This is a genomic window from Selenomonadales bacterium (genome assembly GCA_018335585.1).
In the GTDB taxonomy this organism is placed as follows: domain Bacteria; phylum Bacillota; class UBA994; order UBA994; family UBA994; genus UBA994.
Genome location: JAGXRZ010000020.1, coordinates 1 through 12,844 on the forward strand (window position 1 = coordinate 1; position 12,844 = coordinate 12,844).

Genomic DNA, 12,844 nt, shown 5'->3' on the forward strand with positions numbered 1-12,844 from the left:
GCTGTGAGCGATGAGCTGTGAGCGATGAGCTGTGAGCGATGAGCTGTGAGCGATGAGCTGTGAGCGATGAGCTGTGAGCGATGAGCTGTGAGCGATGAGCTGTGAGCGATGAGCTGTGGGCACTGAGCAATCGTGAATCGTGAACTGCTGTGGGAGGGCTTCTCCCTTCCGCCGTAAGCTGTAAGCTGTAGGGTGGAAAGGTTAAAGGTGTAAGGGGAACTAGGACACCGTTCCCTTACGGAGCACGGAGCACGGAGCACGGAGCACGACAGCACGCTCTCTTCGCTCTGGTTACTAAGTACAAGGAGGAGTAAGAATGCTACGAACTAATCGCGACAAGTTGGTCTGCATCAGTGTACAGGGGGAGATAACTCACCCTAAGAGCACAGCGCCCTACCGCATCACTACGGAAGGGAATCCCGTTGTTCTGCCCGGTACGGGTGGCATTACCTACAGCCACAAAATCGGTGACAACTGCATGGACCTAGCAGGCGACCACGTGGAGCCGGGCGTAACCACGCAGCGCAGTGTCGAAACCGAAAACAGCGGCTTTAACACGCTTGCCTGTGTGGGAAATACTGCTAAAGTGGTAAGCGGCGACGCCAAAGGTGCGCGCGGCATAGTAACTGGCATGCACGGCGGCTCGGAGCACGTGCTAATCTATTTTGACCAAGGCACGCTGGAGCAGTTGGCGATTGGCGACAAGATTCTCGTCAAGGCCTGCGGGCAGGGCCTGCGTCTATTAGATTTTCCTATGATTAAAGTCATGAATCTTGACCCCGATTTGCTAGGAAAGATGGGCCTTAAAGTAGCGGATGACGGTGTGCTGGAAGTGCCTGTGGCCGTGCAGGTGCCTGCGTACCTAATGGGTTCGGGACTTGGGAGCGTCACAGCCTACCGTGGAGACTACGACATTTCGACGCATGACCAAGCAGCCTATGAGGCGTACAACTTAGGGAAGCTCCGCTTTGGCGACATAGTTGCCTTAATGGACTGCGACACCACCTACGGCAGGGGATACTTAGCAGGCGCGGTTACTATCGGCGTCGTCGTGCACTCAAACTGCGTCCTGTCTGGGCACGGACCCGGAGTAAGCACGCTTCTGACGTGTAAAGAAGCGACAATTCGTCCGGTCCTTGCAGAGAGAGCTAACATTGCAGACTACTTAGGCGTATAGGAGAGAGAGCAGTGCAGGAAACCGCCACCTGTCTAAAGTTCTGGGCCGGGCTCACAAATATCGGGGGGACAGTCATCTCCGTGGAGCACGGCCCTTACCGCTTGGTGTTTGATTTTGGCTTAAGCTACGCCCCGGGAAACATCGCGAGCGACAAACAAGTACGTTTGCGCCCCGGACGACTCGTACACGACTACCTGTGCCTAGATATGGTCGCGCCCTTACCCGGCGTCTACCGCAGTAAGGATCTCTACGATTCCCCGCACATCTTATCGGCGGCGGAGAGCCCATGGCAGACAATTGTCCTCATCTCCCATTTGCACCTTGACCATATGGGTGCAATGGGATTAGTTGACGAGAGCATCCCGATTTATCTTACCGCAGAGTCCTTGGAACTGTACCAAGCGCTCAGTGCGATTGGCGAGGGCGTGGACGGCGCGAGGGAATATAGCGCCTGTCAGTTTGGTGTACCCCTAACGCACGGCCCTTTCGTAGTTACACCGCTTCGCGTGGACCACGACATCAGTGGCGCGTGTTCGTTTCACATTCGCACACCCCATGGCAACCTCCTCTACACGGGGGATTATCGCCTCTACGGCACAGTGCCGCCTATATCGCCGCATTGGCTCAAGCAGGCCGAGGGTCTGGGGGTGGATGTGCTTATTTCCGAGGGGACGACATTGCGTGCGCCTGCAGAAGGAGAGAGCGTAAGAATCGCGGGAGACGGTACCTTGCCTGATACACTGACGACAGAAGACATGCTGCCGGAGAAACTGCGCATAATCCTAAGCAACACAGAGCTGGCATTCTTTAATATTTACCACCGCAATTTGCGGCGACTTGCCATGATTCTTGATGCCGGCAAGGCCACCGCTCGCACCGTGGTCTTGGAGCCCGAAACTGCGTATCTGGCACGTATGCTACTAGCACGCGGGGATTTTCTTGAGACTACGGAAGTCTCTGCGTCTCTAGTCAGGGAAAACCCGGCGCAGTATCTAATTCAGAACAGCTACCGCAACTGCCTCGCACTACTAGACTACGCTGGTCTTGGCGGCAGCTACCTGCATTCAAATGGTACGCCGCTCGGCGAATTCGACCCGGCTTACGCGAGGCTTCGCGCACTTATTGACAGATGCGGGCTCGCATTTCACTATGTCGGCGCTACCGGACACGCCATCCCCGAGCACCTGCAGTACGTGGCGGATACCTTAGCGCCCAAGGTGCTGGTGCCTTTGCACAGCTTCTGTCCAGAGAGGCTTACGGCTGCCAAAGGGCAGCGCATACTGCCTGAGCGCGGCACAGCTTATCGCCTAGACGAAGGGTTGTTACACGTTGTGCCGCTGGCTTAACGCAAAGTTAACGTATTTTTTACGTTTTTTTGCCGCGGACAAGCTATAATATTGGTGTCGATGTGAGTCTGTAACCCCGGATTCACGTACATAGCACTATATTTATTAGGGAGGAAATGCTTTGCGAAAAATCATCATCCTTGTGGCGCTGGTCGCTCTCCTGTTACCCCTTGCGGAACTAGGTGAGGTATCTGCGCAAGCACATCCCATCAGAATCACCCTTAACGGCAGGCAGCTAGCAACCGATGTTGCCCCGATTATTCGCAACGGGCGCACGCTCGTACCCTTCCGCGCGATTTTTGAAGCGCTCGGAGCTAGAGTCACCTGGGACGAAGCAACTAACACTGTGGCCGGTTACAGGGGTCGTCAAGCCATTATTCTGGAGCTAGGCAGCACTACCGCCTGGGTAAACGGCCCTGCGGTAAGGCTCGACGTCGCTCCACAGGCAGTGAACGGGCGTACAATGGTACCGCTGCGTTTTGTTGCCGAGCGTTTGGGCGCACAGGTAGAATGGGTTGACGCTACTCGCACCGTGGCAATTAATGCTACCTTGCCGGTATTGCCACAGGTAGGCGGGACGATTACGCATGGCCGTATTGCCGATGCCACCATCCTAAATCCCATCCTTGCTAACGACGTAGACTCCAATTTCACCTTAGCCCGCACTAACGTCGGCGTAATTCGTCGCGATGAGAACGGTGAGTTAATCAACGCACTTGCCGACAGATGGCAATGGAACGCGCAGACGCGCACCTGGCGTTTTTGGCTTCGTCCAGGTCTGGTTTGGCACGACGGGCGCCCACTGACCGCTAGAGATGTGAAGTTCACAATCGATGCCATCTTGCACCCCGATTATACCGGGCGCCGCCGGGGGGACTTTGTTTCGGTATCTAATGTTACCGTGGTCAGCGACCACATCGTCGACATCACTCTCTCTACGGAAGATGCCACCTTCCTTGGCCGGATGACCATGGGCCTTATTCCGCAGCACGTGTTTGAAGGCACGGCTATTCGTGACATGGCTGCGCACAGCTATAGCCAAAATCCTATCGGTGCCGGACCCTACAGGTTTGTACGCTGGGTTCGCGGTCAGTTTATTGAGCTTGCTCGCAACCCGAACTGGCACCTAGACGGGCCCTTTATTGAGCGTGTTGTGATTAGGGCCTACCCCGACTCTAACGTGCTGCATGCCGCTTGGGAAGCAGGCGACATCGATTGGGGCGCAGCCGTACCTAGCGACATTATCCCCGCAGTTCTCAATCGCATGCGCGACCGGGCTAGATTCTTTGAAATCCCGGCTATCTTTGGTTACGATTACGTGGGGCTTAATCTCACCAATCCAATGCTCGCTGATATTCGTGTGCGCCAGGCCCTCATGTACGGCATTGACCGCCCGGCCATTGTGAGGACTGTCTTTGACGGCCGCGCCAATGTGGTGCACGGGCACTTGGTTCCCTCGCACTGGGCACATAACCCCAATCTCTACACCTATCCGCATAATCGCTTAAAGGCAATCGACCTCTTGCGCCAGGCCGGCTTTACCACCGTAGGTCGCGACGGCATACGTACTAACGCCGCCGGACAACGCCTGTCCTTCCGCTTTCTTATCCGCACAGGTATCCCCGAGCGCCATGACACACTGGCGATGTTACAGAGCTACTGGCGTCTCATTGGGATTGAGATTATCCCCGAAGTTCTAGAATGGTCAGTTCTCGTGGAAAGGCTTAACACCGTAAACTTCGACATGAACATCATGGGCTGGAGCTTTGCCGAAGACCCCGATTCGTTCACAATCTTCCACTCGAGTCAAGGAAGAGATCCGGCCACGGGCCGCAATGTTGGCATGAACAATATGCAGCTTAATGATGCCGAAGTCGACCGCCTGATTATGCTTGGCCGAACCACCATAGACGAAACTGCGCGCCGAGCGATTTACCAGCAGCTCGAGGTGCGTTTGAATGAAGTGCTGCCATACGTGTTCCTACACTCCCGCAATGGGATTGTCGGCGTCCACAACCGCATTCAAGGAGGCGTCGTCGGTTCTCGCGGCCTAACCTTCCCCGAAACTTTATTTATTGCTCCCGGTAGATAAGCCTATCAGATGCAGACAAAGGGCTGTCCCCGCTAGGCGAGGACAGCCCTTTCGTTCGACAACTAGACAACTATGCCTAGGAAGTATGCGGCGACCGCAAAGTAAATCAGGAGTCCGACCACGTCGACCATCGTCGTAATAAATGGACTAGAGAGGATGGAGGGGTCAATCTTGATTCGCCTAAGCACTAGAGGGAGCAACGCTCCGGTAAGTACAGCCAGCAAAATTACCAGGAGTAAAGACAAGGACACGGTCATGGCCAGGGTAACGGATTCGCCCATCATCAGCGCGCGGCCGTAACCGATTAGACCGATAGTAGTACCGAGCATCAGACCCATGGCAAGTTCGGTGGTGGCGATTTTCAGCCAGTGGCGGTAGTCAATCTCACCGATGGCCATGCCGCGTATGACTAGCGTGGCGGCTTGCGTCCCCGCATTGCCTCCGGCCGCAATCAACATCGGGATGAAAAAGTTTAGGCCCATCATAGTCTCGAGGACAACCTCATAGCGCTGCATAATGGCGCTAGTGACCGCTAGGAGAAGTGCTAGAGCTACTAACCATTTGACGCGCTTTGTGTACATAGATAGAATGGGGACGCTCAAGTAGGGTTCTTCTAACGGTTGGCTACCACCTAGCATGGAGATATCTTCAGTGGCCTCTTCGCTAAGGACATCGAGCACGTCGTCAATCGTGACGAGGCCGAGAATGTTGCAGTGTTGGTCAACTACGGGTAAGGCCAGGAAGTCGTACTTACTGAGTAACCGCGCAACTTCCTCCTGGTCGGTGGCAGGGGACACCGTAATCACGTTGTCTTCCATTATTTCCTTAAGCGTCGCCTGAGGAGGGGCGAGGATAAGCTCGCGCAGGCTAACCACACCTACGAGCGTGTGCTGCAGTGTCACATAGACATAGTAGACGCTTTCACTGCTTGAAGCGTTTTCGCGGATTGCGGCAATGGCATCGTCTACGGTGCGGTCCTGTTCGAGCGCAAGATACTCTTTGATCATCAAGCCGCCAGCGCTACTCTCCGGGTAGACGAGCAGCTCGCGAATCTCCTGTGCATCCTTATGCGGCATGAGGCTCAGGACGGCCTTGGCCTGCTCAGGGTGGAGCTCGCCCACGAAGTCGGCGATGTCGTCCGAATACATCTCGCCAAGTATCTGTTTGGCTCTGGATGTCCCCAAGGCGTTGAGCAGAGGTTTCTGGTCGCGCGGTTCAAGGTGCTCAAACACCCGCGCACCCAAATCCGACGATAGGCGGGCGAAAACAGCGATGCGGTCGTCCTGTTCTAGAAGTAAAATAATCTCCGCTATATCCGCCGGCAGGAGGTCGGCAAGCAAAGTGTCTAGTTCAGGCGAGGCAATTAGCGCCTTAATCTCTGTGAGTGTGATGTGTTGTTGCCATGTCAAAATAAACCCTCCTTAGTCAGTTTCGGAGGGTCCAGTACCGCTAGCGGCGGTTAGTGGACCCCAAATGTTACGCAGGCCTTCAGGCCAACTACCGTCTCCGTCCACCGAACCACCACCTTTCGCTAACCCAGTATAGCACCATCATGCGGAGTCGGCTAGACAAGTGACAAGCCGTGTGATAAAAATATGTATACGACAGGAGGATTTATCTGTGCACATACTTGTCACTAACGACGACGGCATTCTTGCCCCCGGTATTCGCGCTCTGTCAGCCGCGCTTTCCCGCCTAGGTGATGTTACTATCGTCGCGCCGGATCGTGAACGCAGCGCCACCGGCCACGCCATTACTGTTCACTCTCCGCTGCGCGTCAAGCATATTACAGGTCTCCCCGCTACGGCCGCCTATGCCGTCAATGGGACGCCCGCCGACTGCGTAAAACTAGCACTTGAAGGCCTTAAGATTGAGAAGCCTGACTTAGTGGTGTCTGGCGTTAATCGCGGCCCCAATCTAGGTACCGATGTATTGTATTCGGGTACGGTCTCAGCGGCGATTGAGGCCGCGCTGCTTGGGTTACCTGCCATTGCTGTCTCCCTGGCTGATTTCCGCGAGACTGACTACGAAGACGCGGCCGACTTTGCTGCGCAAATAGCCGCGCGTTGGCAGCATAGGCGTCTCCCGCCTGACACTTTGCTCAACGTGAATTGGCCGCGTGAGCGAGCACGCGGCGTAAAGATTACTTTTCTTGGCCAGAGAAGGTACGAAAACATCTTCGATTTGCGCACCGACCCTTGGGGACGCGAGTATTATTGGCTAGGCGGAGCCGCCATCAACGACGAGACCCCGGAAAGTGACGTGTGGGCCGTCGAAAACGGTTATGCGTCTGTAACACCCATACACTTTGACCTGACAAACTATCGCCTAATCTCCGAAGTGGAGAGCTGGAAAATAGGCCTTGAGTAATGAGGAACGAGCCCGTGGCATAACGCCACGGGCTGTTGACTTTTTGCGGGGGTTATTTGCCACGCTTCACATGTCGGTGGTGCGGTGGTCGCTGTTGCTTAACTGCGTTGCGCCTGCAGTCGGTGCAGTCGCTCTGTTCGATTACCCCTAGCTCCTCGGCCACTTCAAACTTGAACTTCTCAACTGCGTCCTTGGTATGGGAGTCCTTGCCCTTCACGTCTGTCACCTCGATTCGCTTTAGTGTGTGTAGTGACGCGCGCGATAATACTTTCGTGAGCAGGAAGTTTGACCTAGGTGTCGAATAGAGACGGGGGACGCAGTGACGCACAAGAAGGAGGGGGCATTCTGGACACCAAGGAATTTCTCAAACGGATGGTTGAAGCAACGGGAGTTTCAGGCTATGAAGACTCGGTGGGGAATATCATCCGCGAAGTCTTAGGTACAGCGGCAGACGAGGTTACAGGCGACACTCTCGGTAACGTCATAGCCCTAAAGCGAGGAGAGGGCGAGAACCGACCAAAAGTTATGCTGGCTTCACACATGGACGAGATTGGGCTGATGGTCACCAAAATTGAGGAAAAGGGCTTCTTGCGTTTCACCTCCATTGGCGGTGTAGATCAGCGCACGTTGGTGGCACAAGAAGTACGGGTGCACGGCCGGCGAGATTTAATCGGCATTATCGGCATGAAGCCGCCTCACCTCCTGACCCCTGAGGAAGGCAATGCCGCGATTAAGATGCAGGATATGGTGATAGACCTTGGCCTCACGGAACCGGAGGTCAAGGAGGCGATTGCGGTTGGCGACTTAGTCACGATTAACCGCAATTTTATCTCGCTCAGCGGCGATTTCGCAGCCGCGAAAGCAATGGATGACCGCGCGGCTGTGGCAGCTATGCACTATTGTCTGCTTGAGCTTAAGCGCATGCGCCACACCGCCGATGTCTACGCTGTCGCTACCGTACAGGAGGAGGTAGGCGCAAGGGGAGCCCTAGTGAGCTCTTACCACATTATGCCAGACATCGGGATAGCCATAGACGTTTGCCATGGCGAGATGCCCGGCGTACCGGAACAAGACACTGCCCCGCTAGGCAAGGGGCCGAATCTGGCCCTAGGCGCTAACATTCACCCGAAGCTATTTGAGAGACTGTCTGAGCTCGCGCGGGAGCACAACATTCCTTTTACACTTGACCCTGTCCCGGGTCCTACGGGCACGGACGCGTGGGTAATGCAGGTGACACGCTCCGGCATTCCCACCGCACTGGTGTCGCTGCCGCTTAGATATATGCATACGTCAGTGGAAACGTTGTCAATTGGGGATATAAAGCTCGTCGGCCGTTTACTGGCCCTCTTTGTGGCTAGCGTCGACCGGGAGTTCGTGGAGGGGCTACTATGTTATTAAAGAGGCTGTCTGAAGCTTTCGGCCCCTCGGGCTCTGAGGGGGAAGTGCGCGACATACTAGTTAAGGAACTAGCGAACGTTGTGCCGAGCTGGCAACGCGACGCGCTAGGCAACCTCATTGCGCTTAAGCCCGGTGCGCGTGGGCCAAAGGTGATGCTAGCCGCACATATGGACGAGTGCGGCCTGATGATTAGTTCTATAGACAAATCCGGCTTGTTGCGGTTTCGTAAAGTAGGCGGCCTGGACGACCGTGTCTTAGTTTCCAAGCACGTTGTCGTCGGCAGCAAGCGCGTTGCGGGCGTAATCGGCGCTAAGGCCATTCATCTACAGAAACCCGAGGAGCGCAATCAGGTAATTCCGCTAAGCGGACTCTATATTGATATCGGAGCCAAGAGCAAAGAAGAGGCTGAGAAGCTGGTCAAACTAGGCGACTATGCCGTCTTTGCGACGGAGTTCGGCCACCTCAGTGATACGGTTGTGAAGGGCAAATCTTTTGACGACCGCGCGGGCTGTGCCGTGTTAGCTGAAGTCCTGAGTGAGGATTACGCCTTTACGCTCTACGGTGCCTTTACGGTGCAGGAGGAGATAGGGCTCCGCGGCGCGGGGGTAGCCGCTTACGCGCTAGAGCCGGATATGGCGATAGTGCTCGAAGGTACAACCTGCAATGACTTGCCTGGCAGTGAAGAGCATGGCTATTGCACCAGCCTCGGGGGAGGCCCCGCCATTACGGTTATGGATGCTTCGGTAGTTTGCGATAGACGCATGATTGCGGAGCTCGAGCGACTAGCGCGAGAAAACGACATCCCCGTGCAGTTTAAGCGCTCCATTACCGGTGGCAGCGACGCGGGACGCATTAACCAAACTAAAGCTGGTATCCCTGTTGTAGTTGTCTCCGTGCCCTGTAGGTATATTCATTCGCCTGTGTCTATGCTGAGTCTTAAAGACTTCGAGGCGACCATAAAGCTAGTCAAGCTGTTTCTCAGGAGTATCGAAGGAGGTTTTCTGCTATGAAGGATCTTATTAAGCAGGTCGTAGAGTGCTACGGACCGGCGGGTAACGAAAAAGCCATCCGGGAACTTATCACGGGCATTGTTGCCCCATATGTTGACGAAATCCGCGTGGACAACTTAGGCAACCTTATTGCCTTGAAAAAAGGCGGTGAAAAGAAGCTGATGTTTGCCGCGCATATGGACGAAATCGGGGTAATGGTCACCCATGTGGACAAGCATGGCTTCTTGCGCTTTTATCCCGTCGGCGGTGTTTCCCCGCTGACGATGCTTGGCAACCGCATAGTGTTTGAGAACGGCACGATTGGCGTCATAGGCTGCGAGAAACTAGAAGCGCAGAAAGACCTGACGCTTAACAAAATGTTTGTAGATATCGGGGCAAGCACCAAAGAAGAGGCGGAGGCCAAAGTGCGCATCGGCGACTTAGGCGCAGTATCGCGTGAGTTTGTGGACTTAGGGCCGCGTCTAGTGTCTAAAGCGATGGACGCGCGCATCGCCTGTGCTATCTTAATTGAAGCGCTCAGGACAGTAGCTAATCCGGCGCACGACATTTACGCTGTCTTCACGACGCAGGAGGAGCTAGGACTCAGAGGCGCAAGAGTTGCCGCTTACAGCATTGCTCCCGATGTCGGTATCGCTTTGGATGTAACTCGCACAGGCGACACGCCGACATCCATCACTATGGACGTGTCGCTTGGCAAAGGTCCGGCGGTGAAAATTCGCGATTCTAGTGTGCTTTGTACGCCTGCGGTTAGGCGGTATATGGAACAAGTGGCCAAGGACAACGATATACCGTTCCAGCTCGAGGTACTGGAGGCAGGCGGAACCGACGCCGGCGCTATCCAACTCACGCAAGGCGGCATTCCGGCCGGAGTGATGTCTATTCCTTGCCGCTATGTGCATACCGCCAGCGAAATGGTTGATTACAGAGACGTCGAAAACGGTGTAAGGCTAGTTAAGGCCTTGATGGAAACGAAGTACACGGGGTAACACTTGTACTCTCTCCTGCATAGCATGAGGGCATGGGAGAGTGGTTACCATGTGGGATGACCCACGGCGCGTCTTAGGTGTGGAGCCCACGGCTTCGCCGGCTGAGGTCAGGCGAGCGTATCGGCTGTTAGTGAGGCAACACCATCCGGATGCCGGAGGCAGCGCGGAGCAGTTCAAGCAGATTCATGCAGCATACATTAGACTTATCTCCGCCACCAACCCGCCCGCCGCTACGGGAACGGAAAGCGGCAGTCTGCGCGTTGTCTATGGCACCCGGTCGTATACCCCGGGCTACCTAGTGTGGCGCAGGCTGCTCCGGCCAAAAATCATCTGGACGCGCGGGCGAATACGCCTAGCTGTGCCTCTGGTGTTGGCGGCGGCGTTGCCCGCCATTGGGTGGAGTATCAACCCTACGGCAACCGTGCTGTGTGGCGCGGGGTTCGTAGTCTCAGGACAGATTCGGTTAAGTGGCTTCTAGCATAATGCCTCCTAGGTCAAGGAGGCATTTTTTGCGCCACAAGAGGAAGATTGCCGGCGGATAAAGAATAACTCTAGATGGTTCGTATTATGCTGTAGATGTCGGTGAGAGGGGTGCACCATGGAGTTAAGAGAAGAAGAAAGAAGAGCGGTCGCGGGCGCACGTATTGCTCTGCCCAAGGTAGTAGCACTGTGCCTAGTGTTTCTCGTAGTAGGGCTGTTTTTGGGAGCCACCAGCCAATTTATCATGGGGCCGGTAGGGGCGACTATTTTGTCACGCCTCGGCTTACCTGTTGACCCCAACGTCGCGCGCCTTTTGGCTGTGCAGAACTTGGTCTTGGACACGCACCTTAACCCTAGATTAGACCCGAACGAGATGATGGAGAACGCGGTACGCGGACTGCTCAGCCGCGTAGATGGCGGGCTGACGCGTTACGAAAACCCCGAAGAAGCAAGGCGAACCGCCGAACGTGCCACAGGTGAGTTTACCGGCATCGGCGTTACGGTTCGCATGGTGGAAGAGCAGGTGCAAATAGAGTCTGTATTTCGCGGCACACCTGCGCAAGGCGCGGGGCTCCTGCCGCGCGACATTATCGTCTCAGTCGACGACCAGACATTAAGAGGCTTAACTCTGCATGAGGTGACAGACCGCATTAAAGGACCTGCCGGCACAAACGTTACGCTGACGATTTTTCGGCCAGCGCTTGGGCGAACTATGGACGTCACGATAACGCGCGCGCGGATTGTGGTCCCGGTAGTTTCTTATGAGGTAGTGGAACCGGGGATTGCACACGTAATTCTTACGCAGTTTACCACTACAGCTACGGAACAGATGCGGACGACCCTAACCGCCCTCGAACAGCAGGGGATAAAGCACTTGTTGCTGGACTTGCGGTTTAATCCGGGTGGATTTACGCATGTTGCCGAAGACATCGCCAGTTTCTTTCTCGGTCCGGATTATGTAGTGTATCAGACAATTGACCGCGAGGGCGTCGTGCGGCAAACAAAAACCCGTGGCGAACGCATCTACACGGGCCGCATCACTGTGCTTATTAACCAAGGCAGTGCCTCTGCTTCGGAGCTCTTGACCGGAGCGCTGCGCGATCACCTGCATACGCCTGTGCTAGGCGTCACCAGCTTTGGCAAGGGTACGATTCAACAAGGATATCCTTTGGGGGATGGCTCGCGAGTATGGGTAACGGTGCAGGGCTACAAAACTCCTGCCGGTACAGTCATCGACGGCAAAGGAATTACCGCAGACGTGGTTATAGAACAGCCCGACCCGGCCGCCCCGGAGGATGTGCAGTTAGCGCGCGCGCTACAGCACATTCGAGATAATCTCTTACGCTGATGCGCGGGAAAGGACGGTCATAAATGCCAAGTCTCGAATTCCTGATTATCGCAGTCGCCGCTTACCTGCTGGGCGCATTCCCTACTGCCTTGGTCGTCGGCAAATTCCGCAACATTGACATCACCAAACACGGTAGCGGCAATATCGGCGGTACTAACGCCATGCGCGTCATGGGGGCAGGGCCGGGGCTAGCGGTAATGGCCATAGATATACTCAAAGCGGCCTTACCGACCTATGTAGCCGCGCATGTTATCCCTCTTGAGACATGGCAGGTCATGACGGTTGCTCTCGCGACCGTCATCGGACACAACTGGTCCGTGTACATTGGGTTTAGGGGAGGGAAGGGCATAGCTTGCACGATTGGCGCATGCGCTGTGCTGTTTCCGGCCGTGTTGCTGACGGGTTTTGCTGTGTTTGCCCTGACCATAGCCATCACCAAGTACGTGTCCCTTGGCTCCATCCTGATGATGACGGCTTTGCCCATTCTCCTGTGGTTGTGGAACTACGGCCTAGAGTATATTTTGTTTGCGCTTTTGATACTGGTCATAGGCACGTACCGCCATCGCTCGAACATCAAACGGCTCGTTACAGGAACGGAGAGCAAGATTTGGGGCAAAAAAAACAGAGGGGGTTAACA

At 55.3% G+C, this 12,844-nt stretch carries 12 protein-coding genes; 10 read left to right on the top strand and 2 right to left on the bottom strand.

Features of this window, described 5'->3' with window-relative positions; translation table 11 throughout:
* The first annotated feature begins 316 nt into the window (after positions 1–316).
* From KGZ66_02320 to KGZ66_02330, 3 genes are all read left to right on the top strand, one after another.
* The gene (locus KGZ66_02320; protein MBS3984423.1) at positions 317–1,177 is read left to right on the top strand and encodes a DUF4438 domain-containing protein; all 861 of its coding nucleotides are present in this window, start codon (positions 317–319) and stop codon (positions 1,175–1,177) included.
* Positions 1,178–1,188: 11 nt separating this feature from the next.
* The gene (locus tag KGZ66_02325) at positions 1,189–2,523 is read left to right on the top strand and encodes an MBL fold metallo-hydrolase (protein ID MBS3984424.1); all 1,335 of its coding nucleotides are present in this window, start codon (positions 1,189–1,191) and stop codon (positions 2,521–2,523) included.
* 121 nt (positions 2,524–2,644) lie between these two features.
* A complete protein-coding gene (locus KGZ66_02330; GenBank protein ID MBS3984425.1) occupies positions 2,645–4,615 on the top strand; it encodes a hypothetical protein in 1,971 nt (656 codons plus the stop codon).
* A 62-nt stretch (positions 4,616–4,677) separates the two neighbouring features.
* On the opposite strand, the gene mgtE is transcribed toward KGZ66_02330, so the two are convergent.
* Positions 4,678–6,024 (bottom strand): magnesium transporter, encoded by a 1,347-nt coding sequence (mgtE, locus tag KGZ66_02335; GenBank protein ID MBS3984426.1) that lies wholly within the window; start codon positions 6,022–6,024, stop codon positions 4,678–4,680.
* A 211-nt stretch (positions 6,025–6,235) separates the two neighbouring features.
* On the opposite strand from mgtE, the gene surE reads away from it, so the two are divergent.
* Positions 6,236–6,985, top strand: coding sequence for a 5'/3'-nucleotidase SurE (gene surE / locus KGZ66_02340; protein MBS3984427.1), 750 nt, complete (start codon positions 6,236–6,238; stop codon positions 6,983–6,985).
* Between the two features lie 52 nt (positions 6,986–7,037).
* Here the strand turns inward: surE and KGZ66_02345 are convergent, their stop codons facing one another.
* A complete protein-coding gene (locus KGZ66_02345) occupies positions 7,038–7,202 on the bottom strand; it encodes a hypothetical protein (protein MBS3984428.1) in 165 nt (54 codons plus the stop codon).
* A gap of 77 nt (positions 7,203–7,279) precedes the next feature.
* On the opposite strand from KGZ66_02345, the gene KGZ66_02350 reads away from it, so the two are divergent.
* The 6 genes from KGZ66_02350 (at position 7,280) to plsY (ending at position 12,842) form a co-directional block, all read left to right on the top strand.
* Positions 7,280–8,383, top strand: coding sequence for a M42 family metallopeptidase (locus tag KGZ66_02350; protein ID MBS3984429.1), 1,104 nt, complete (start codon positions 7,280–7,282; stop codon positions 8,381–8,383).
* The gene (locus KGZ66_02355) at positions 8,374–9,393 is read left to right on the top strand and encodes a M42 family metallopeptidase (protein ID MBS3984430.1); all 1,020 of its coding nucleotides are present in this window, start codon (positions 8,374–8,376) and stop codon (positions 9,391–9,393) included. Before KGZ66_02350 ends, KGZ66_02355 begins: the two co-directional genes overlap by 10 nt.
* Complete coding sequence (locus KGZ66_02360) at positions 9,390–10,379, top strand: M42 family metallopeptidase (protein ID MBS3984431.1); 990 nt, start codon at positions 9,390–9,392, stop codon at positions 10,377–10,379. Before KGZ66_02355 ends, KGZ66_02360 begins: the two co-directional genes overlap by 4 nt.
* A gap of 49 nt (positions 10,380–10,428) precedes the next feature.
* On the top strand, positions 10,429–10,857 hold the full coding sequence (locus KGZ66_02365; GenBank protein MBS3984432.1) for a J domain-containing protein: 429 nt from the start codon (positions 10,429–10,431) through the stop codon (positions 10,855–10,857).
* 120 nt (positions 10,858–10,977) lie between these two features.
* The gene (locus tag KGZ66_02370; protein MBS3984433.1) at positions 10,978–12,207 is read left to right on the top strand and encodes a PDZ domain-containing protein; all 1,230 of its coding nucleotides are present in this window, start codon (positions 10,978–10,980) and stop codon (positions 12,205–12,207) included.
* Positions 12,208–12,230: 23 nt separating this feature from the next.
* Positions 12,231–12,842, top strand: a complete 612-nt coding sequence (gene plsY, locus KGZ66_02375; protein MBS3984434.1) for a glycerol-3-phosphate 1-O-acyltransferase PlsY — start codon at positions 12,231–12,233, stop codon at positions 12,840–12,842.
* The last annotated feature ends 2 nt before the right edge of the window (positions 12,843–12,844 follow it).